This window comes from uncultured Pseudoflavonifractor sp. (genome assembly GCF_944387805.1).
GTDB lineage: Bacteria > Bacillota > Clostridia > Oscillospirales > Oscillospiraceae > Pseudoflavonifractor.
Window position 1 is genome coordinate 1 of record NZ_CALXGI010000025.1, and the last position, 21963, is coordinate 21963.

General features: G+C 62.5%; 17 protein-coding genes and 1 pseudogene. 8 read left to right on the forward strand and 10 right to left on the reverse strand.

The features are described 5' to 3' along the window. Positions 1 to 684, forward strand: a pseudogene (locus tag Q0K06_RS07875) (hydrolase); the annotation flags it as partial. Positions 685 to 777: 93 nt separating this feature from the next. On the opposite strand, the gene Q0K06_RS07880 reads toward Q0K06_RS07875, so the two are convergent. The 5 genes from Q0K06_RS07880 to Q0K06_RS07900 all read right to left on the reverse strand — a co-directional run bounded on the left by Q0K06_RS07880 (position 778) and on the right by Q0K06_RS07900 (position 4516). Further along, the gene (locus tag Q0K06_RS07880) at positions 778 to 1239 is read right to left on the reverse strand and encodes a CD1247 N-terminal domain-containing protein (RefSeq protein WP_294550841.1); all 462 of its coding nucleotides are present in this window, start codon (positions 1237 to 1239) and stop codon (positions 778 to 780) included. Between the two features lie 93 nt (positions 1240 to 1332). Further along, positions 1333 to 1896, reverse strand: coding sequence for an elongation factor P (efp, locus tag Q0K06_RS07885; protein WP_294550844.1), 564 nt, complete (start codon positions 1894 to 1896; stop codon positions 1333 to 1335). A gap of 124 nt (positions 1897 to 2020) precedes the next feature. Further along, a complete protein-coding gene (locus Q0K06_RS07890) occupies positions 2021 to 3085 on the reverse strand; it encodes an aminopeptidase P family protein (RefSeq protein WP_294550848.1) in 1065 nt (354 codons plus the stop codon). 67 nt (positions 3086 to 3152) lie between these two features. Then, positions 3153 to 3998, reverse strand: coding sequence for a TIM barrel protein (locus Q0K06_RS07895; RefSeq protein WP_294550851.1), 846 nt, complete (start codon positions 3996 to 3998; stop codon positions 3153 to 3155). Further along, the gene (locus Q0K06_RS07900; RefSeq protein ID WP_294550854.1) at positions 3995 to 4516 is read right to left on the reverse strand and encodes a YqeG family HAD IIIA-type phosphatase; all 522 of its coding nucleotides are present in this window, start codon (positions 4514 to 4516) and stop codon (positions 3995 to 3997) included. Before Q0K06_RS07900 ends, Q0K06_RS07895 begins: the two co-directional genes overlap by 4 nt. A 246-nt stretch (positions 4517 to 4762) precedes the next feature. On the opposite strand from Q0K06_RS07900, the gene Q0K06_RS07905 reads away from it, so the two are divergent. From Q0K06_RS07905 to Q0K06_RS07915, 3 genes are all read left to right on the forward strand, one after another. Next, positions 4763 to 5539 carry a hypothetical protein gene (locus tag Q0K06_RS07905; RefSeq protein ID WP_294550857.1) on the forward strand — a complete coding sequence of 259 codons (777 nt, stop codon included), beginning with the start codon at positions 4763 to 4765 and terminating at the stop codon, positions 5537 to 5539. A gap of 93 nt (positions 5540 to 5632) precedes the next feature. Next, a complete protein-coding gene (locus Q0K06_RS07910; protein WP_294550860.1) occupies positions 5633 to 6991 on the forward strand; it encodes an 8-oxoguanine deaminase in 1359 nt (452 codons plus the stop codon). A 255-nt stretch (positions 6992 to 7246) separates the two neighbouring features. Continuing rightward, on the forward strand, positions 7247 to 8230 hold the full coding sequence (locus Q0K06_RS07915; RefSeq protein WP_294550865.1) for an alpha/beta hydrolase: 984 nt from the start codon (positions 7247 to 7249) through the stop codon (positions 8228 to 8230). 57 nt (positions 8231 to 8287) lie between these two features. Here Q0K06_RS07915 and Q0K06_RS07920 read toward each other — a convergent pair whose 3' ends face one another. Continuing rightward, positions 8288 to 8743, reverse strand: a complete 456-nt coding sequence (locus Q0K06_RS07920; protein ID WP_294550867.1) for a DUF2798 domain-containing protein — start codon at positions 8741 to 8743, stop codon at positions 8288 to 8290. Between the two features lie 293 nt (positions 8744 to 9036). Between Q0K06_RS07920 and Q0K06_RS07925 the strand changes: the two genes are divergently transcribed. Both Q0K06_RS07925 and Q0K06_RS07930 read left to right on the forward strand, forming a co-directional pair. Next, on the forward strand, positions 9037 to 10053 hold the full coding sequence (locus tag Q0K06_RS07925; RefSeq protein ID WP_294550868.1) for an inorganic phosphate transporter: 1017 nt from the start codon (positions 9037 to 9039) through the stop codon (positions 10051 to 10053). Positions 10054 to 10154: 101 nt separating this feature from the next. Then, a complete protein-coding gene (locus tag Q0K06_RS07930) occupies positions 10155 to 11309 on the forward strand; it encodes an aldo/keto reductase (RefSeq protein WP_294550870.1) in 1155 nt (384 codons plus the stop codon). 78 nt (positions 11310 to 11387) lie between these two features. Here the strand turns inward: Q0K06_RS07930 and Q0K06_RS07935 are convergent, their stop codons facing one another. Then, entirely contained in the window at positions 11388 to 17081 is a 5694-nt protein-coding gene (locus Q0K06_RS07935) for a phosphodiester glycosidase family protein (protein WP_294550872.1), read from the reverse strand. Positions 17082 to 17348: 267 nt separating this feature from the next. On the opposite strand from Q0K06_RS07935, the gene Q0K06_RS07940 reads away from it, so the two are divergent. Continuing rightward, the gene (locus Q0K06_RS07940; RefSeq protein ID WP_294550874.1) at positions 17349 to 17513 is read left to right on the forward strand and encodes a hypothetical protein; all 165 of its coding nucleotides are present in this window, start codon (positions 17349 to 17351) and stop codon (positions 17511 to 17513) included. A gap of 74 nt (positions 17514 to 17587) precedes the next feature. On the opposite strand, the gene Q0K06_RS07945 is transcribed toward Q0K06_RS07940, so the two are convergent. Together Q0K06_RS07945 and Q0K06_RS07950 are read right to left on the reverse strand one after the other, a co-directional pair. Beyond that, complete coding sequence (locus Q0K06_RS07945; protein ID WP_294550876.1) at positions 17588 to 19111, reverse strand: PepSY domain-containing protein; 1524 nt, start codon at positions 19109 to 19111, stop codon at positions 17588 to 17590. After that, entirely contained in the window at positions 19108 to 19692 is a 585-nt protein-coding gene (locus Q0K06_RS07950; RefSeq protein ID WP_148319683.1) for an RNA polymerase sigma factor, read from the reverse strand. Before Q0K06_RS07950 ends, Q0K06_RS07945 begins: the two co-directional genes overlap by 4 nt. Positions 19693 to 20003: 311 nt before the next feature. On the opposite strand from Q0K06_RS07950, the gene Q0K06_RS07955 reads away from it, so the two are divergent. Then, positions 20004 to 20273 (forward strand): hypothetical protein, encoded by a 270-nt coding sequence (locus tag Q0K06_RS07955; RefSeq protein ID WP_294550878.1) that lies wholly within the window; start codon positions 20004 to 20006, stop codon positions 20271 to 20273. 63 nt (positions 20274 to 20336) lie between these two features. On the opposite strand, the gene Q0K06_RS07960 is transcribed toward Q0K06_RS07955, so the two are convergent. Next, positions 20337 to 21677, reverse strand: a complete 1341-nt coding sequence (locus Q0K06_RS07960) for an MATE family efflux transporter (protein WP_365925137.1) — start codon at positions 21675 to 21677, stop codon at positions 20337 to 20339. Between the last annotated feature and the right edge of the window lie 286 nt (positions 21678 to 21963).

Below are 21963 nucleotides of genomic sequence, written 5' to 3' on the forward strand. Positions count from 1 at the left end.
GCCGAGTGCACCGACCCCTACACCGGCGAGACCTTCCTGACCCAGGACCTGGACGCCACCCCCATCCTGGACAACTTTGTCCTGGAGCACCCCGACTTCTCCCTCAACGGCGCCAAGGCCATCTACTCCCTCACCGGCTATCAGGGCATCTTCGGCTACCGCACCCAGAACGACATCGACATTGCCGCCGACGACCCTGCCCGCCCCGCCTTTGACGCCAAGCGCGCCGCCGAAATTGAGGCGGTCAAGCCCATCATCGAGCGTCTGAAGGAGACCGGCTGGACCTTCGGCTCCCACACCTGGGGCCATATCCGCCTGGACATGGATGATATGGCCTGGATTCAGCGGGACACCGTCCGCTGGGCCGAGGAGGTTGGCTCTCTCGTAGGACCCACCAACATCCTCTTCTACCCCCACGGCGCCCGTCCCGACGGCAACGACTGGCACAAGACCGGCCCCGCTTTCCAGTATCTCCAGAGCCAGGGTTTCCGCATCTTCGCCAGTGTTGGCATCAACTCCTTCTCCTATATCAAGGATGACATCTCCGCCGTCATCTGCGACCGGCTCCATCCCGACGGAACCACCCTCCGCTGGGCCCGCAGCCGCTACCTCCAGTTTTACGACGCCCAGGACATTATCGACCTGACCGTCCGCCCCGACCTGGGCTACGATTTCAGCAAGTAACATGCAGCGGGACCTGCTTTTCGGCAGGTCCCGCTTTTTATCAGCATATAAAAAAGCCCGGAGCAGCTTGCTCCGGGCTTTTGTTGTTGGCTTTTACTCTTCGTCGCCGTGGTCGTGATCGTGGTCGCAGCCACAGCCGCAGCCGCAGCCGTCATCCTCGCAGTCGCCCATGTCGATGACAAACTTGCCCTTGCAGTTGGGGCACTCCACGGTGCCGGCCTCCAGCACGTCCTCGTCGATGACCAGCTCCTGGCCGCAGTTGGGGCACTCGACCTCAAAGAAGTCGTCGTCCTCATCACAGCCGCACTCGTCCTCGTCATCCTCGTCGTCTTCGTCATAGACAACCTTCTCCACGTCGGAGAGATCGTCGGAAATGGCGTCGATCTCCTCGCCCATGGCCTCCATGTTGTCCTCCATATCCTCGATGGACAGGCCGACCTCTTCCAGGATGCCGATCATCACGCTGATGAGCTTGCCTTCCTTGGATTCCTCGGTGTCCAGCTTCATGCCCTCGGCCAGGCCCTTCAGGTACGCGACCTTCTCAGAAATCGTCATGTTAATCTCCTTTCACACTCATCCTCTTGGGACCGTTCGAAAGTGGATCGTTCTCATGGCTCACCCGTGCGGCGCTGTGCCGCCAGGGATTGCTCAGGCCTTGCAGCGCTCCAGGTACTCGCCGGTGCGGGTGTCGATCTTGATGCGGTCGCCGGGGTTGATGAACAGGGGCACCTTAATCTCCGCGCCAGTCTCCAGGGTGGCGGGCTTGGTCACGTTGGTGGCGGTGTCGCCGCGGAAGCCGGGATCGGTCTCGGTGACCTCCAGTTCCACAAACGTGGGGGGCTCCACAGAGAAGATCTTGCCCTTATAGGAGTTGATCTTGCAGGTCATGTTCTCCTTCACAAAGCGGAAGTTGTCGCCCAGCACGTGGCCGTCGATGGGCACCAGGTCATAGGTCTCAGGGTCCATGAAGTAGTAGAGATCGCCGTCGTTGTAGCTGTACTCCATGTCCTTGCGCTCCACGAAGGCCTCCTCAAACTTGGCGGTGGGGTTGAAGGAGGTCTCGGTCACGCCGCCGGTGATGACGTTCTTCATCTTGGTGCGGACAAAGGCCGCGCCCTTGCCGGGCTTCACGTGCTGGAACTCGACCACCTGCATAACCTGGCCGTCCATCTCAAAGGTCATGCCGTTACGAAAATCGCTTGCACTAATCATGGGTATCGTCCTCCAAAATTTGGTATCTTGTGGGGGTTCACATATTATCAAGTCATTTTACCGTATTCTGCCCGCTTTTGCAAGAGCTTTTCCCCCCCTGCGGGCAGAATTTTAAGGAAATTGCTCAGAGCACAATGAGATCCTTGGGGGCTTTGGTGATATCGATGCAGCCGTCCTCGGTCATGATGGCCACATCCTCGATACGCACGCCGAAACGGCCGGGGAGATAGATGCCGGGCTCGGCGGACACGGCGGCGCCCACGGGCATGGGGGTTTCGTCCCTCATATTGGCGTTGGGGGACTCGTGAATCTCGATGCCCACGCTGTGGCCGTAGCCGTGGCCGAAGTACTCGCCGTAGCCGGCGTCCTCGATGACCTTGCGGGCAGCGGCATCAATGCTCTTGCCGGTGACCCCGGCCTTGGAGGCGGCCAGGCCGGCCAGCTGGGCCTGAAGCACCACATTGTACACCTTCCGCATCTCCTCGGTGGGCTCGCCCAGGGCCACGGTGCGGGTCATGTCGGAGCAGTAGCCGTCGTAGATGCAGCCGAAGTCCATGGTGATGAACTCGCCGCTCTCCACCTTCTTGTCCCCGGGCACGCCGTGGGGCAGACTTCCGTTGGGGCCGGAGACCACAATGGGGTCAAAGGACATCTTCTGGGCGCCGAAGCGGAGCATGTCGTACTCCAGCTTGGCGGCGATCTCCTTCTCGGTGACGCCGGGCTTGATGAACTTGAGGATCTCATCAAAGGCCCGCTCGGAGATCCGCTGGGCCTTGACCATGGCGTCCAGCTCCTCCTGGTCCTTGGCGGCGCGCAGGCCGTTGACCAGCCCCTGGGCGGGCACCAGCTCCACCTGGAGGGCGCCCTCCAGGCGCTTGTACTCGGCCACGGTCATGTAGCTGTCCTCAAATCCCAGCTTGCGGATGCCCAGCTCATTGATCCCCTCCTGGATGAGAACGGGGTAGCTCTTTCCCCGGCCCGTCATGGTGATGGCCGCGCCGGTGACCGTCTTCTCCGCCGCCTCAATGTAGCGGGAGTCGGTGAAGTAGCGGCACTCACCGGCAGTCACCATCACATAGCCCTCGCCGTGGAAGCCCACGCCGTAGAACTCGCCGGGGGCGCTGGAGAGCAGCATGGCGTCAATTCCATATTCGGGCAGCTTGGCTGCAATCTGCTTCAGATGGTTCATCACAATCTACTTCCTTTTCTATAAAGTTGGCGGCTATCCCTATGGAGGCGCCGCCCGTATGGCGGCGTTACAGCGCCGCCTGATACAGCTTCTTCATGGTTAATGCGTCCTCGGCCTGGGTTCCGGCCGACTCGCAGATAAAGGTGGGGCTCCAGCCCCGGCGTGCAATCTCGGCCATCAGGGGTGCCGGGTCGGGGCCGAACTCGTCCTGGTCAAAGGTCAGGTGCATCTTCTCTCCGCCATTGGGGGTGAACTGAATCTTGGAGAAGTGGCTGTGGAAGTGGGACGCCCGCTCCTCGCCCAGCACCTCAACCACCCGGTCCAGCATGCGGACACAGGCCTCATGGCCCTCCAGCTCCCCCAGGGTGCGGGCGTACAGGTGGCCGAAGTCGATGCAGGGCGTGAGCCGCTCATCCAGTGTGCACAGCTCCAGCACCTCGTCCAGGTCCCCCAGCTGGTTGATCTTGCCCATGGTCTCGGGGCAGAGGGTGATATGGCCAAAGCCCTCGCCGTCCACGGCGGAGACAATTTCCTTGAGGGAGTTCAGGGCGATGTCCTGGGCCTCCCGGCGGGTGCGCTTCATCAGCGCCCCGGAGTGGATGACCACCCGGGTGGCCCCCATCCAATCCGCCGCACGGCAGGCAGCAATGATATAGCCCGTGGTCTTTTTCAGGCTCTCCGGGTCGGGGTTGGCCAGGTTGATGAAGTAGGGCGCGTGGAGGGACAGGGCCACGCCGTGTTCCGCTGCGGCGGCGCCCAGCTTCCGGGCCGTCTCCTCCCCCACGTTGACCCCCTTGCCGCACTGGTACTCGTAGGCCTCCAGACCCAGCCCGCTGAGCCAGCGAGGGGCGTCCACCGAGGATTTATAAGGGAATGATTCCGCGTTTCCCGCGGGTCCGAATTTTGCGCTCATAATGCTCTCCTGTTGTTTCGTCTTCCCAGGGCACGGAAGGGCTCCTCCACCGCGTAGCGGAGGTAGCGCCCCGGGTTGCCCGCCAGCTCAATGGGCTCCACCATCAGGGCCTTCACCCCGGAACGCCGGGCCCCCAGGATATCGGTAAAAATCTGGTCTCCCACCATGGCGGTCTGCTCCGGCTTCCGGCCCATGCGCTCCATGGCCCTGAAGTACCCCGCCGTGCCCGGCTTGCCCGAGTGGCCCTGGTAGGGGATGCCCAGCGCCTGGGCAAAGTGGCTGGCCCGGGTGGGCTTGCGGCTGTTGGACAGGAGATAGAGCTCCACCCCCGCCGCCTCCAGCTTCTCCTTCCAGTCCCGCAGGGCCTGGTCCGGCTCCGGCTGGCCGTATTTGGCCAGGGTGTTATCCAGATCCGCCAGGAGAAGGGTGATGCCCGCCTGCCGCAGGGCGGCGGGGTCTATGTCGTAAATGCTTTGATACACCCGGTCGGGTATCAGGGAAAAAGGCAAACTGTTCACCTCGTTTATTTGCTATGCAAAAGCATAGCAAAATCGGCCATGTGCCGCTTCGAGCGGTACGGCCATAAAATTACAGCGCATGGGCCGGGACGGCCCATATGCGCATAAACTTCATGCGCCGCAGGCCTTTGCCTGCTTTCGCGGCGCGCGCTCGGCGCATGAAGTTTTGCTTCTGAACCTTAGGATGTCCGCATAGACTGCATTATAACATTTCGGCAAAACATGGACAAGGGGGTACCATCCATTATGCGTTCCAAAACCCAACTGATTCTCACCGTTCCGCCCGCTGACAGCCGTGCCGCCTCCCGGTTGGGGCTGCCTCTGGCCCATACGGCCTACCGGGTGGGCGGCGGCCCCCATCTCTTCCGCGCCAATATGCCGGTGGCGGTCCGGGGCGGGCTGATGGTCATTGACGATGCGGGCTTTGACGGCCTGGGCCAGGCCCTGCCCTTCTGCCACGAGGTCATGCGGGAGTGCTCCGCCCGGGGCTTTGACGGGGTCATCTGCTCCTTCCGTTCCCGGCCCCTCACGGTACTGGGGCAGATTGTCTCCCAGCTGGGGGAGCTGATGCACAAGCGGGGCTGGCCGCTGTACGTCCCCGAGGCCTACGCCCGGTTTTCGGACACGGCCCGGGTACTCATCCCCACCGCCCTGTCAGGGGGTTCTCTGCGCCAGCGGCTGACTGAGGCGTCAGAGCAGTACGGCGCGGACCGGGTGGCTCTGGACGTGGAGCTGGTGCGGCAGGACTTCTTTCTCCCCTCTCCCACCGGTCAGGGCGTGCCCATGACCAGGGAGGAGCTGGACAAAAAAATGGAGGCGCTGAGTCCGTCGGTGTTCTTCTCCAACGAGCTGTGCGCCCACTACTTCACCTACATGTCCCCCAAGACCGGCGCCCACTTCGTCCTCTTTGACGACGCGGGCAGCATCCGCAAAAAGCTCCAGCTCTCCCGCAGCCTGGACATCGGCTACGCGGTTCTTTCCTACCCGGATACCGCCGGGCTGCTGCCCCAGATTCTCGCCTGAGCAGCCCTCGCCGCTTGCCTTCCGGCACGCCCCATGGTATGATGAATAAGGGGATTTTCCCCATCCTATTCTCAAAAAAGGGGGCGCCGCTCCATGTCCACCCTGCTCATCCGCAATGCGCGCTACATCGTCTCCTGCGATGACTACGACACCCTCCACGAGAACGCCAACCTCTTTATCCGGGACGGCGTGGTGGAGTACATCGGCCCCAACCTGTGCCACGCCGACGCCGTTATAGACGCCTCCCGCATGGCAGTCTATCCCGGCCTTATCAACACCCACCACCACCTGTACCAGATCTTCTCCCGCAACCTGCCCCAGGTCCAGCGGATGGAGCTGTTTCCCTGGCTGACAACTCTGTACGAGGTGTGGAAGAACCTGGACGAGGACGTGGTGTACCACGCCTCCCTTACCGGCATGGGAGAGCTGCTGAAAAACGGGTGCACCACCTGCTTTGACCACCACTATGTGTTCCCCGACAGGGCCGGTGACCTGATTGCCGCCCAGTTCCGGGCGGCAGATACCCTGGGCATGCGGTTCCACGCCTCCCGGGGCTCCATGGACCTGTCCAGGAAGGACGGCGGCCTGCCGCCCGACAGCGTGGTCCAGTCCATCGACGCCATTCTGGCCGACTCGGAGCGGCTGGTGAAGGTGTGGCACGACGGCAGCCGCTATTCCATGCACCGGGTGGCTCTGGCCCCCTGCTCCCCCTTCTCGGTGACCGGCGACCTGCTCCGGGAGAGCGCCAGGCTGGCCCGCAGCCTGGGTGTGCGTCTCCACACCCACCTGGCCGAGACCAGGGACGAGGAGAAGTTCACCCTGGAGAAGTTCGGCATGCGCCCCCTGGCCTACATGGAGTCCCTGGGCTGGCTGGGCAGCGACGTGTGGTACGCCCACGGCATCCACTTCAACGACGACGAGCTCCGGCTCCTGGCCGAGACGGGCACCGGCGTGGCCCACTGCCCCATCTCCAACATGAAGCTCGCCTCCGGCGTCTGCCGCCTCCACGAGATGCTGGACATGGGCGTTCCGGCGGGTCTGGCGGTGGACGGTTCCGCCTCCAACGACGGCTCCAACCTGCTGGAGGAGATGCGGGTGGCCTACCTGCTCCAGCGGCTGACCTACAGCCAGAAGGCCCCCACCGGGTACGACATTCTCAAGCTGGCCACCCGGGGCTCCGCGGCCCTGCTGGGCCGGGACGACATCGGCTGTCTGGCCACCGGCATGGCCGCCGACCTGTTCCTGGTGAACCTGGACCGGATTGAGCTGGTGGCCGCCCAGCTGGACCCCAGGTCCATGCTGGCCACAGTCGGCCTCAAGGGCGCGGTGGACTACACGGTGGTCAACGGCAGGGCCGTGGTGCAGAACGGCCAGCTGGTCACCGTGGACGAGGCCGAGGAGGCCGCCGCTGCCAACGCCTGCGCCGGGCGCTACCTGGGGCAGGCGCTGTAATAAGCCCGCCCCAGTCCAGAAGCGATATTTCCATTTTATTCGGACGCTGCTCCGACCAAGGGCGCACCCTGGTTAATTTAAGAGATAATCCATCGGAAATCTATTGCCGGGTCTGGGAAGCAAACCGCTCCCAGGCCCGATTCCTTTCTGTATGCGGCTGCCCCCTCACGCCCAAAGCCACTTGACATTTTCTCCCTCAGTCGTTATATAATGATAACTGTTTTGTGCAGCGCATCATGAAAGGAGATTTTTCCCATGACAAAATCCTTAAAAGCATCCGGACGGCGCAGAGCGCTGACCATTGCCGGAATCGTTTTGGCAGTAGTGCTGGCAGCGGTTATCGGGCTTCTGGTTTTTATCGGCAACTACTTCTATGATTTTGCTCTCAACCCCGACTCGCCTAATGCTTTCTCCCCCACCGCCGAAGTTGTGGGCAGCGACGCAGGTACTTCCGGCGAGGCTGGCGCGGAGGATGACAACCTCTGGCTTGTCAACAGCTCTTCTCCCGCCTGGCTCACCAGCCGGGACGGTCTGAACCTCCACGCCTACCGGGTGGACGTGCCCGACACCCACCGGTACGCGGTAGTCTGTCACGGCTACCAGTCCAATGCCTCTCTGACCGGCGGCTTTGCCCGGCATTTTTACGACATGGGCTTCACTGTTCTGGTGCCCGACGCCCGGGGCCATGGCCTCTCCGAGGGCGACTATATCGGCATGGGCTGGCCAGAGCGGCACGACATTGTGGACTGGTGCCGCCAGATTGTAGATGAGGACCCCCAGGCGGAGATTCTGCTCTTTGGTATCTCCATGGGCGGCGCCACAGTGATGATGACCTCCGGCGAGGCCGACCTGCCCGCCAACGTCAAGTGCATCGTGGAGGACTGCGGCTACACCTCCGTGTGGGATGAGTTTGCCGAGCAGCTGCATCAGCTCTTCGGCCTGCCTACCTTCCCCATTCTGGACGTCACCAGTCTGGTGACTCAGATCCGGGCGGGTTACACCTTCCGGGAGGCCAGCGCGGTGGATCAGGTGGCCAAGTCCGTCACACCCACTCTCTTTATCCACGGCGACGCAGACACCTTTGTCCCCTTCTGGATGCTGGACGTGGTCTATAATGCCGCCGCCTGCGAAAAGGAAAAGCTGGTGATTCCCGGTGCGGCACACGCGGAGGCCTCCTCCGTGGACCCTGAGCTCTACTGGGGCACAGTGGAGCGCTTTGTGGCGCAGTATATCGCCTAACAAAAAAACGGTCTGGACATACGGTATGTCCAGACCGTTTTTTATTCCGTCATCTGCTCAGGCCGGGGCCTTATCCTTCTCCGGGCGGAAAATCAGCCGGGCCAGAGGGCCGCAGTAGAGCATCTGCCACAGAATGGCCATGGGCATGTTGCAGCCGAAGGTGTGAATCCAGGTGCCGAAGCTGGGCTCCTTGAAGAGCAGGGTGGCGATGAGGCTCATAACGGGGCACATGATGCACACGATCATGACGGAGATGGCGTAAGTAATGAACTGAGGACGGTCGGTGGGGCGCATAAAGCTGAAGGCCAGCCGGGTGGCCAGCTTCTCCACCACGAAGAACTCCAGCACAAAGGCGATGGGCGCCATGATGGGCAGCTCGTGGAGGGCCATGACAAAGGTGGCGTTGGTGACGCCGCCGGTGTTCAGGGCCACGTTGTAGACGATCATCCCGTAGACCATGATGACGGCCATGATAATGGTAAAGATTACATTTTGAAACTTGGTTTTGGGCATGAATTGCTCCTCCTCATGTGACACACAGGCTTGTTTTGACCGGCAGCGCAAAAAAAGAAGCAGCAAAACTTTCGTCTCGCTGCTTCCGCTCACTGCGACTACCATTCATTGCTTTGATTATAGCGTGTTTTTTCTTCCCTCGTAAGCACTATTTTTATTTCGTAGGAATGGACAAGCGCCGCCGTCTCTGCACGGCGCCGCTTTGGAGAATTTCCCCTTCTCCCTCCGGCAGACAGGTGCTATTTTCTCTCCTGGGGCCGTACACTTTTCCATAGCATACGGGAGGTGGGACCATGCCCCTGTCCTTGTTCAACTTTTTCTGTCGCGCCGCTGCCAGCCCCGCCCTGGCAGGCACCGTGCTCCTGCTGCTGGCCGTCATCCTGGTCAACGGCTGGACCGATGCCCCCAACGCCATCGCCTCGGCGGTGGTTTCCGGCGCCCTGCCCTTCCGGCAGGCCGCCTGGCTGGCGGCGGCCTGCAATCTGCTGGGCTGCCTGTGGGCGGCTGCGGCAGGAGGAGCGGTGTCCGAGACCATCTTTTCCATTGCCGATTTCGGCCGGAGTACCTCAGCCGCGCTGGCCGCCCTGTGCGCCGCCATGGCGGCCATTGTGTGCTGGGCGGTGCTGGCCTGGCGGTTTGGCATCCCCACCAGCGAGAGCCACGCCCTGGTGGCCGGACTGTCGGGAGCGGCGGCGGCGCTGCCCGGCGGACTGTCCAATCTGGGAACCGGCCCATGGCTGCGGGTGACGGCGGGTCTGGTCCTGTCGGTGGCCCTGGGGGCCGTTTTGGGGCGGACAATATCCGGGCGGATGGAGAAAAGTCAATTCTCTTCCTCCCGGCTGGCCGGAGGGCAGGTCTGTGCCGCCGGAGCCATGGCCTTTCTCCACGGCGCTCAGGACGGGCAGAAGTTTATGGGCGTCTTTCTTTTGGGGGCGGCCTTGGCTCAGGGGCGGCAGGACTGGGAGACCTTTCCCCGGCCCCTGTGGCTGGCTCTGCTCTGCGGGTGCGTCATGGCTCTGGGCACCGCTCTTGGTGGAAAACGGATTGTGGCGTCTCTGGGCCGTGCCGCTCCCCTCACGCCCAAAAGCGGCCTGGCCGCCGACCTGGGCGGTGGGCTTTGCCTGCTGCTGTGCACCCTGCTGGGCCTGCCCGTGTCCACCACCCACGTCAAAACCGCCGCCATTCTGGGGGCTGGCCGGGGCGGCGACCCCAGACCTGTGCTGGCCATGGTCCTGGCCTGGCTGCTCACCTTCCCCGGCTGCACCCTTCTGGGCTTTGCCGCCGCCAAGCTGTTCCTAATCCTCCTCTGAGCCCTCCGGACAAACCGTCTTGCGGCTTTTTCCAGCCGGTATTATAATGGTAGAAAATCCGGGCGGTTTTTGTCAGCCGCCCCTGTCAGGAGGGGTCCCCTATGAAATACCGTTCTCTGGGAAGCACCGGCCTTCAGGTCAGCGAGGTTGGCCTGGGCGGCGAGTATCTGGAGCGTGAGAATGCCGAGACCGTCTACGCCGTGGTGGACGAGGCCATGAAGCAGGGCATCAATATTCTGGACATCTTCATGTCCGAGCCCAACGTGCGCACCAATCTGGGCGCGGCCCTCAAGGGCCGCCGGGAGAAGATGATTCTCCAGGGGCACATCGGCTCGGCCTGGAAGGATGGCCAGTACTGCCGCACCCGGGATCTGGACGACGGCAAGCGGTTCTTTGAGGACTTCCTCACCCGGCTGGACACCGACTATGTGGACATCGGCATGATCCACTTTGTGGACACCCAGTCCGGCTATGAGGACCTGCTGCGCAGCGGACAGCTGGAGTACGCCCAGGACCTGAAGGCCCAGGGGGTCATCAAGCACATCGGTCTGAGCTCCCACGAGCCCGCCGCCGCCCGCAGAGCTGTGGAGGACGGCTGGGTGGAGGTACTCATGTTCAGCGTCAACCCGGTCTTTGACCTGGCACCCGAGGGCACTGAGCTGACCAGCCTGCTGGGTCCCGACGGCCCCAAGGGGGTGGCGCTCTCCAGCATCGACCCGGCCCGTGAGGCCCTGTACCGGCTGTGCGAGGCCAGGGGCGTGGGCATCACCACCATGAAGACCTACGCCGCCGGCACCCTGCTGCGTGCGGAGTCCTCCCCCTTCGGCGCCGCCCTCACCCCGGTCCAGTGCATCCACTACGCCCTCACCCGCCCCGCAGTGGCCTCCACCCTCATCGGCTGCCGCTCGGTGGAGCAGGTGCACCAGGCCGTGGCCTACGAGACTGCCGACGAGGCCGCCAAGGACTACGCCTCCGTCCTCTCCTCCGCCTCCCTCTATGCGGGTGCCCAGGGCCGGTGCATGTACTGCAACCACTGCCTGCCCTGCCCGGTCCATCTGGATGTGGCCCAGGTGAGCAAGCTGCTGGACCTGGCCCTGGCCGGAGAGGAAGTGCCCCCCACTGTCCGGGCCCACTACGCCGCTCTGGACCACCACGCCGCCGAGTGCCTCGCCTGCGGCGCCTGCGAGAGCCGCTGTCCCTTCCACGTGCCTGTGGCTGACCGCATGGCCAAGGCCGCGGCCCTGTTTGGCCAGTAATCAATCCTGTCAAAAAACCTCCCCCATCCGTCTGTTCGGCGGATGGGGGAGGTTTTTTTCGCTTATCCGGTTGGAATCTCAGGCGTTCTGCCGCTGGCAGAAGCGCATGAGGATGACCGCCACTTCCATACGGGTGGCCTCGCCGGTGGGGTTGAGCTGTCCGGCGCTGTCGCCCTGGAACAGGCCCAGAGACACGGCCCAGGTCATGGCGTCCGCCGCCCAGGAGGAGACAGCGGCGCCGTCGGGGAACTCCGTCAGGCTGCCGGTCACAGCCGGGCTGCCTGCGGTGCGGTACAGCATGGCGGCAATCTGCTCCCGGGTGATGTTCCCCTCGGGGTTGGTGCCGTCGGACACGCCCTCGGCCATCGCCCAGGCCATGCCCTTCTCATACCAGGTGCTGCCGCCGTCGGTCTCCGCGCCGTCCATACGGGCCAGCATGGTCATGAGCATGGCACGGCTCACCTGGAGCGCAGGGCTGAAGGTGGTGGCGGAAGTGCCGTTCATCAGGCCGTTGACGCCGGTATACCGGACGGCCTCATAGAACCAGTCGTTCTCGTCCACATCGGTGTAGGGGTTGGTCCAGGCCAGAGCGGCGTCGTAGGCCACCACATACTTGCCGAAGCGGCTGGCGGTGAAGGTAACCGTATCCTCGGCAGCGTCACAGCTGGTCTGGCAGGCGGTCAGGCCGGCCTCGTCGTCCATGCAGTACACCACCACGCCGCCGGCCTTCTGGCCCTCTTTCAGCGCATAGGGGAGGGTAACGGTGGCCTTGCCGGTCTTCAGGTCGGCAATCGCCTTGCCGCCGCTGGTGAGAGACAGAGCGTACACCACGCCGTCGCCCGCAGCGGCCTTCTGCTCCTCGGTGAGGTCATCGCTGTCCACGGCGGACACAGCCAGGGTCACCTTGCCGCCCGCCTGCTCCCCGATGGCCGCCAGAGCGGCGGCATCCAGGGTCACATCGGCCGCGTCGGAGGTGATGGCAAGGCTGCCCTGCTCGCTGCTCAGGGTCTTCAGCTCATCCACGGGCAGGGTGACGGACAGGCTGTCGGCCTTGCCGGTGTCCAGAACCAGCTCCACCAGGGGGGTGGTACCCGCCTTGCGGGCGGCCTCAATGACGGAGGTCACGGCCTTGTCCATGGTGGAGGCGGAGATCTCCGTCTTGGCTACGCCGCCGGTGACAGCGGGCTTCACTTCCACCGTCACGGCGGTGGTGCCGCCGGAGGTGACAGGCTCATTCACGTCGGGGCCGCTGGGCACCACGCCGGTGCTGCCGGAGTCCTCAGACTCGGCCTGGCGGCTCTTGACGGTGAAGGAGTCCACCATGCGGGTGCCCTCTTCCTCCATGGCGTAGGCCTCGAAGGTGAGCACGCCGTCCTTCATTTTGAGCACGGAGAAGACCGGGTTGTTGTCGTCGTACACCACGTCCTGCCAGGGACGGCCCTCGCTGTCGGCATCGTAGTACTTGGAGCCGGAGGAGCAGCCGCCCACCACGTAGGGGATGCCGGTGCCGGGCGCCTTCTCGCCCTGGTACATCTCAGTGCGGTTGTAGATGTGGTCGTGGCCGGAGAGCACCAGGCACACGCCCATCTTCTCAAACTCCGTGTGCAGCGCCCGCACGTCCGCCTCGTCGTAGCTCATGGGGTAGGCGGAGCGGTGCATCAGCACCACCTTGTATTCGGCATCGGAGGCGGCAAAGACCTCCTTCATGTGGGCAATCTGGGTCTTGAAGCCGGGGTCGTAGGTATAGGTGGCCTCGGTATCCAGGTTGTAGAAGATGATGTCGCCCATCTGGAACCAGTAGTTGCGAGGGGTGTCATAGGTGCCGTTATCCGGGCCGTAGAAGTAGGAGGCAAAGGCCTGGGCGTCGTTGCTGGAATCGTGGTTGCCGATGGTGGAGGCCCAGATGCCGTTGCTCAGATAGCTGCCGAAGCCCTCGTAGGCCGCGTTCCAGTCGCTGTAGGACTGGCCGTCGTCGGACACGTCGCCGGCCTGCAGGTTCAGATCCACATCGGGGTAGAGAGCCTTCAGGGCCTCAATGGCCTGGGGGAACTGGGCATAGGCGCCCTGGATGTCGCCGTAGAAGGCGATGGTCATGTCCCCGTCGGCGGGGGCGGTGGTAAAGGACTGGATGGCGCTGTAATGCTCGCCGGAGCCCACCTTATAGTAATAAGTGGTGTCGGGCTCCAGGCCGCCGGCCCGGACGCCCCAGGACTGATACAGACGGACGTTGCCGCTGACCATGGTCTCAATGTCCTTGCCCTGGGCGGAGATGGTGCGGGTATCCTCGCCGGTCAGGTCGGCGGTCTTGCCGATGACCAGTTCTCCGCTCTCCACATCCAGGCTGGTCTCCCAGCTGATGCCCACGGAGGTGGCGGGGTCCTGGCCGGTGGTGACGGTCACCTTGGCGGGGTCGGCGGTGCCCAGGCTGTCGTAGACCGTGATCTTCTGGGTGTTGCTCAGGGCGCCGTCGGCGTCCTCCACCCAGACCTGGAACTCGGTGCCCGCGGGATAGGTGCCGAACAGGCCGGTGCTGAGGGTGCCGTCCTCGCCGGTCACGCCGTCCAGCGCCACAGGCTCACCGTTCTGGGTCACATGGAAGCTCATGCCGGACACGGGCGTGCCCTGGTCGTCCACCAGCTTCAGCTGGGTCTCACGGCCCACGGTGGATCCGCTCCAGGACAGGGTGTATTTCAGGGCCACCTCCCGGTCGTAGCCGTCCAGAATCAGGTCGGTACCCGCCACCTCGCCGGTCTGGCGGACGGAGGCCTTGTTCACCTTGATGCCGGTCTGGCCGCCGGCGCTGTTGCCCACCTTGAAGGTCAGGTCCACCAAGGGATTTTCCCCGTCCTTCTCCAGCTTGTCCATGCCGGTGAGGGTGTAGCGGACCGTGCCTGCCTCCGCGTCCACCTCATTGACATCAGCGGTCAGGCGGCTGTCATAGGCGGCGTCCACCAGGGTGACGTACTTGGGGTCAAAGCTCAGGTCGAACTGGAACTCCTCAAAGTTGCGATAGTCGGTGGCGTTGACGATGTAGTGGAAGGTGCTGCCCGCGGCGGCCTTCTCGCCGGCGGGAACGGTCTCCTCCAGGTTGACGGCGTAGCCCTCCACGGTAAAGGACCACTCGTGGAAGAACTTGTTGCCGCTGTTGTCCTCCACGCGGTATTTCACCTTGTTCAGACCGGGACGGAGGGCGGTGAGGGCGCCGGGGTGGAAGGTGATCTTCACGGAGCCGTCAGCGGCCACCTCCTGCTGGATGGCGGAGAGGTCCATCACCTTGCCGTTGATCCACAGCTTGGTCCGCTCGGTGTTGATGCCGGTGTAGGGCTGGCCCTCCACCTGGGGGTCACGGACGGTGATGGAGATGTCGGGCTCGTTGGACACGTCCACAGCGCCGTCGGCAGGGGTCACCTCGGTGCCGGGCACCAGCTCAGGAGCCAGGGTGTCGTCGTTCTTGAAGTCGTAGACCGCCCGCAGGCCGTCCACATAGATGGTGCCCTTTTTGCCGTTGGCAATGCTGGCGGTGCCCAGAACACGGACGCCCCACACCAGCTTATAGGGGAAGGAGGCGGTAGCGGGGATGGCGTTCTCTACGTAGCGCCATCCCACCCAGTCCACGTACACGTCGCCGGCATAGGCGGAGGTTTCCAGCTGGATGCGCAGCCAGACGCCGTTTCCGTCGCCGTAGACCCAGCAGCCGATGGCCTTGGGCTGGCCCTCCAGGTACAGGTCCTCCACAGGGCCGGTCTCACAGGTGACGGTGCCGGTCAGGGGCTTGGTGGCAAAGTCGTAGTCCACCCGCAGGGAACCATCGCCGCTCTTCACATAGCGCTCATCGTAGTTGATGGACATCTTGGCGTCGCCGCCGCGGTCGCCCAGACCGCCGTCCGCGCCGTTGAAATAGCGCCACTCCCAGCCGGCTTCCTCAAAGTCCTCCTCAAAGTCGTTGAGGGGAACGGGCAGCTTGCCGATCTCCACGGGGAGATTGAGGGTATAGTCCTTGTAGGAGATTTTCAGCTCGCCGGTGCCCTGGGTCTCGGCGGCGGTAAAGGTGCCGTCGGGGGCGATGGAGCCCAGCGAATCGTCAGAGAGGTCAAAGGTCAGGGCCTCGCTGGTGAGCACCACGGGCGTGCCGTTGTACTCAGCGGTAAAGCTCATCTTCGTGGTGGCTCCGGGGGCCACGGAGAGAATGGACCGGTCGGCGGTGAGCTTGGTGATGGAGTCCACCACCTGGACCTCCAGTACGCCGGAGGCGGAGCCGTCCTCTGTGGACACGGTGATGGTGCCCTCGTGGGTACCGGCGGCGGCGGTAAAGACGCCCTCCTCGGACACCGTGCCAATCTCCCCGTCGACAGCGTAGGTCAGGGCGCTGTCCAGGGTCTTATAGTGGTAATTGCCGTCGGTGGTGCCCACCTTCAGGCCCAGCTTGCCGTTCTCCAGCACCATGACCTTGTTGCCGTAGCCCTCGTCAATATCGGGGTAAACATGGAGCAGGGTGGTATCGGGGTCCGGCTCGCTCTGGGCCACAAAGAGCAGGGCGTTGCAGTTGGCCCGCTCGCTGCCGTCGGAGGGCCGGTTGAGGATGGTGGACTGCTCATCGCCGGGCAGAGTGGCGGTGATGGTGGAGCTGCCGCCGCCGTCAAAGTTGAAGACGGACACGCAGCCCTGCGCCTTCATATAGTCCACAATATTCCGGAAGCTGATGCCCATGGCCCAGCCGGCCTGACGGCCGTCGCACTGGAAGAACACCAGGGTGCCGTCCTCCTTCACGCCCATAACCGTGCGGGGATGGATGTCGGTATCCCCGTTGTATGCGCTCTCATTGACCTGGCCGTTCCACATGAGGACGTGGAAGATGCCAAGAGCCTGGGTGGCCTGGCTCCAGTCCACATCGCTGTTGTTGTTGGCCACGGAAACCGTCACCTGCTCGCCCTCGGTCAGGGCGCTCAGGTCGTCGTACCGGCTGCCGGCGCTGCTGGTGCTCAGGACAATCTGGTTCTCCCCAATGGGGGTCTGGTTCTTGTCCACATTGGCCTCTACCCGGTTGACGCTGGCCACGGTGGCGGTAATCTCGCCGCCCACCACCAGGCCCTCATAGCCGGGGGTGGTCACGTTCAGCACCACTTCCACGCCGGGCTGGGTGGAGTTGGTGGCGGAGGCAAACTGCTCGGTGAGGAGGTAGACATTCTCCGTGTTCAGCTTGCGCTCCTTGTTGACGTGATTGACCGTGATGGCCTCGCCGTCCTCGGGGGTGGCGGTGATGGTCAGGTTAGTGTGGCCGTAGATGGCCTTGCCCTCGGCGGTAAAGCCCACCGCCTCGGCGCTGTTGTTGTGGGAGGTGGAAATCAGAATACCGTCTCTGATCATCAGGCCGTTGGAGACGCCGTTGCTGGTGTCGTAGGCATCGCCGTTGATGGCGAACACCACCTTGGAGCCGTCCTCCTCCGCCTGGGAGACCAGGTCGGACATGATGTCGCCGCCCATCACGTAGGGGCCATAGCTGAGCAGCGGCTTCACCTGCGTGGTCTCGGGATTGTATGTAACGGTGTAGCTCTTCTGGAGGCCGTTCTCATTCTCGCTGATGATGTGCTCCAGCGTGACGCCGTTGTAGATATCCCGGCTCCAGTCCATGGACACCTGCCCCAGACCGGGGGTCTGGGTGTCCTGTGTATTTTCCGAAGCCTGCGCGCCGGGCAGCAGTCCCAGCAGCATGGCTCCGGCCAGCGCCGCGGCGGCACATCTGCTGCCCCAGCGGTTCGCTTCTTTCCCTCTCATGTCAATTACCACTCCTTCAGTTACACCGGATATTCCGGGTGCGCATTTGACAGGACACATGTTAGCAGAAGGGGTGGAACCGCTCCATCAAGTCTCCGTATTATTTCTGTAAAATATTTCGATACAAAATCCTTCATGTTCTGAAACATTATTTCACACAGGAACATTTCTGACGCAATCTTTCCTGTCAGAGGCGTTCTTTCGCTGCGGGCAGCATGTTTTCCTTCCGCCGGGCAAATACTAGAGCGGCACAGAGGAGGTGCTTTTATGGCCAAACAGGGAATGTCCCGCCCGGAGCGGACCCACACCCAGCCCCGCAATGACCAGCCGCCCGTCCCCCAGCTTCAGGGGAAGGAGAAGCACGGCAAGGAGCGGGCAAAGCCCATCATTCCGGGGACCAGCGGGCCGGATTTGAAGGTATTCCACCGTTGACACTTACAGACAGGCGCAAAAAAGAGGCAGACCGCCGATAACAGCGGTCTGCCTCTCTTTTTCTCAACGGGATATCAGCGGTTGTCCGCCTCCCATTTGATGAACTCGCCGGAAGCGGCGTCAATTTCAAAATCATACTCCCAGCCGTCCAGTACTGCCTCGCCCTTGTAGATCGTCCGGCCGTCGTCGCTGTCCCGCTCGAACTCCACAATGGTGGCTCCGGGGATACGGGCCAGGACCAGAGCCCGGGCTCCCTCCTCGTCCAGCGCCGTCTGTCCGGCAGAGGTACTGCTTCCCCCCTGCCAGCCGTCATCCACGTCGTCCGCGTCCCACTTCAGGAAGGCACTGGTGGAGGCGTCAATCTCAAACTCATACTCCCGGCCGTCCAGCACCGCCTCGCCCTTGTAGATCGCGCGGCCGTCGTCGGTATCCCGCTCGAACTCCACAATGGTCGCTCCGGGGACCTGGGCCAGGACCAGATTCTTGGCCTCCTGCTCGGTGATCAGGGTTGTCTGCTGCTGGCTCTGGGAGGGCTGGGGACTGGGGGTGGTCTGGGTGCCGGAGCCGCTGGACTCAGGCCCGGTGGCGGGGCCTCTCTCATGGGTTCCGCTCCAGTGGTCGTCCTCCTCGTACTCCCACTTGACCACCGCTCCGGTGAGGGCGTCAATCTCAAGGTCGTACTCATAGCCGTCCTTCAACAGCTCCGCCTCATAGACCATACCGTCGTCGTAATCAAAGTCAATTTCCTTCAGCGTAGCGCCGGGGATCTGGGCCAGAGCGATCTCCCTGGCCTTCTCCAGGCCGATATAGGCCTTGTCGCTGGCCTGGCCTGTGACGGTCATGCCGCTGGTGTCCGCCTGCTTGGACTGGAGCAGCAGGTTCAGGTCGTTGACCGACAGCCCCGCCAGGGACTCAAAGGTCAGGGTGGGGTCAGTGTCCAGAATCCGCTGAATCAGCGTCGCCTTGCCCGCCGAGATGCCGTAGGTCTCCGCCTGGCTGGCCAGGGTCTGGTCCCTGGTGGTGATGGTCTGTCCCATCACCGCGGCGTCCAGTGATTCTCCGGCCAGCAGGCCGCTGATGTCCGCCATCAGGCTCTCCTGAAGGGCCTTGGCCTTGGCGGCGTCCTCGTTGGCCACGGTGATCAGGACGGAGTTTTTCAGCTCGTCAATGTATCCGTGCTGCACCATGGAGCCAATCAGCGCGTTGACCGCCACGTTGAGCGGGGAGCCCCGCAGGTCCATGTCGTCGATGATCTCCGTGCCGTCGGCGTTGAGGGCCTCGCAGCTCAGAACCTTTTCGTTCCGGCTCACCGTCAGCTGTACGCTGGGGTTGACGTCGATATCCACCAGGGAGTCGGGGGCGTTGGCGTACCGCCAGCCGAAAAAGCTGCCGCCGCCAATGACCAGCACCAGGGCCGCCGCCATCGCCGCCGCAAAATTCTGCCATCTCCGCCGCTTCTTCCTGGGCGGAGCGCTGATATCCACAATTTTTTCCTGCCGACGTGCCTCCTCCCGCACCTCCAGAAGCTCGTCCAGGCGGTTGGGGGCAGCGTCCTCCATGGCGCGGGCTAAACGGGCTTCCGCATCATGTTCCTTCATGTCGCCTCACGCTCCTCCAGATAATCTTTCAGTTTCAGCAGTGCCCTGCGGTACTTGGAGAGCACCGTGGCCAGGGGCATATCCAGCAGGGCCGCAATCTCCCGGTGCTTCAGGCCGCTCAGGGCGTGGAGGGTGACCACCTGCCGCTCCTCGTTGCCCAGGCACTTCATGGCCGCCTCCAGGGCCAGCTTGTCCTCCTGGGCCCGGGTGGGGTCCACGCTGGCCCACAGGTGCCAGTCCTCCTCCTGCTCCAGCGGCACATCCCGCCGCTCACGCAGCTTCTCCAGCGCCAGGTTCCGGGCAATGGTGAGCACCCATGCCATGGGCTTCCCCTTGGGCTGGTAGCTTCCGGCGGCAGCGTCCACCTTCAGAAAGGTGTCCTGCATGACGTCCTCCGCATCGTGCTGGTTCTTTACGATGGACAGCGCAAAGCCGTACACCGCCTTATGGGCGCGGAGATACAGCTCGGAAAACGCCTGCGTATCCCCCTGGGCTACGCGCAGAATCAGACTGTCCTCCAGTGCGGGCGCCCTGGCCGGAAGGAGCTCCTGCTCCAGTGCAGACAGGCCAAACAGCAGCATAATTCTTCCCCTCTCATAGGAATAACGGAACGGACGGGATTTTTATTGCATCCAAATCAAAATTTTTTCTCCGTCCGCAGCAAAATTCCAGTCAAACAGCCTGTTTCGGCTGTTTTTGATTTGCGGGCCTTCGTTCCCTGAATAAAGCGTATCATAACCGCTTTGCGGCTATTATACCATGTTCTCCCTGCCGCTTCAATCATCGCCGCTTTTCCGAATTTTTACACGAATTTTACCTCTCCACCCCGTCTCTGTTACGTTTCCCTGCTAAACTGTCTTTATTATCTCTATCAATCAGGGAGGTATCCGCCATGTTTCACTCCCCGCTGAAGCGTTGGGATCTGGCGTTAAGCTGCGTCTTCCTGGCCGGCGCCATCCTCTTCGGCCTGTCCGCATACCAGGGCAGCACCTTTATTGTGCTGTCCGCTCTGGGCCTGCTTTTGTGTATCGGCAGCATCATTCTGGGGCTGGTCAAGCTCCGCTGCCCCTTCTGCCACCATTTTCTCGGCTTTCTCTCCGCCGGCAGCCATCACTTCTGCCCCTGGTGCGGAGACCAGCTATCCGGCTCCGGCGAGGGCTGACAGTTTCCAACAGAAAGGGCTGGAGCGCGCTGCGCTCCAGCCCTTTCTGTTCCGTCAGGATTATTATATCCGCGTGCGCATCCAGTCCACCTTTTTGTAGTACAGGAAAAACAGGATGCAGCTGATGCCCCAGGTGAGGGGATAGACCCAGTAGACCATCTGGATGCTGTGGGTCAGAGGGATGGCAATGGACAGGAAGGCCACCCGCACGCCGCACCAGATGGCGATCATGATGGCCATTGGGATGACGGCCCTTCCTGCGCCCCGCAGCACGGCGGCCACAGAGTGGGCATAGGCCAGCAGGCAGTAGAACAGCGCGGCCGTCCGGGCCTTGTCAATGCCAAAGGCCACAACCTCCGGCGTGGGGTCAAAGAGAGCGATGAGCTGGGGAGCAAAGAGGAACACCAGCACGCCGATGGCCTCCGCCAGGGTGACGCTCATCAGGATTCCAAAGCGTGCTCCCTTTCTCGTCCGCTCGTACTGCATAGCCCCCAGGTTCTGGCCCACAAAGGTAGTCAGCGCCAGGGTAAAGCTGTTGATGGGCAGGAATCCGAAGCCCTCGATTTTGGCATACGCGCCATAGCCCGCCATAGCCATCTCACCAAAAGAGTTGACATGTGACTGGACAATCACATTGGCGAAGGCGATGATGGAGTTCTGCACGCCGGAGGGCAGGCCCACCCGGACAACCTGCCACAGAATATCCCGCTGAAAACGGATGGCCTTCAGCTCCACCCGGTAGCTCTCCTTTGTCCGCATCAGCTGGATAAGGCACAGCAGGGCGCTCACCACCTGGGAGATCACCGTGGCCAGCGCCGCGCCGCCCACGCCGGCGTCAAAGGCCTGGATAAACAGCAGATCCAGCCCCAGATTGACAATGGAGGAGGCGATCAGGTAGTACAGCGGGTGACGGCCGTCCCCCACCGCCTGTAAAATGCCCACAAACACATTGTACATCATAACAGCCAGAGAGCCGCAGAAATAGATCCGCAGGTATGCCACTGCATCCGCCATCACGCTCTCCGGCGTGCCCATCCACACCAGAATCTGAGGCGAGAGCAGCACGCCCACAGCGGTCAGGACCGTACCCGCCACCAGGCCGAAAGCCACGATGGTATGGACGGTACGGTGCACGCCTTCCTTATCTCCAGCGCCGAAATTTCTTGCCACAATGACGCCCGCGCCGGAGGAGATGCCGCTCAGCAGGCCGATGAGCATGCCGATCAGGCTGCCCGACGAGCTGACCGCCGCCAAGGCACTGCTGCCTACGAATCTCCCCACAATCAGCGAGTCTACGGTATTGTACATCTGTTGAAATAGATTGCCAAGCATGAGCGGCAGCGCAAAGAGGATCATTCTCTTCCAGATCGCGCCGCTGGTCATTGGCTCCATGGTCTTTGCCACAGGCTCCCTCCTCACAATAAAAACGACACCGATAGATTATATCCCCCTTTTGTCTTTTGCACAAGTACACCGGCAATCTTTTCCCATACGAAAAATCTGCCGGCATCAAATTCTTATGCCTGTATTGATGCCGGCAATCTCCTGTGAGGCAAAGCTTTTATAGAACGCTTGACTTTTTTGTCCCTATTTGCTATAGTAAGGGGGCGATTTGAATTGCCGCCGGGTAAACGCCTTGGTCCGTTCTGTTGGGCCTTTGAAAGAACGGATGAAAGGCGTTTTTTATTGT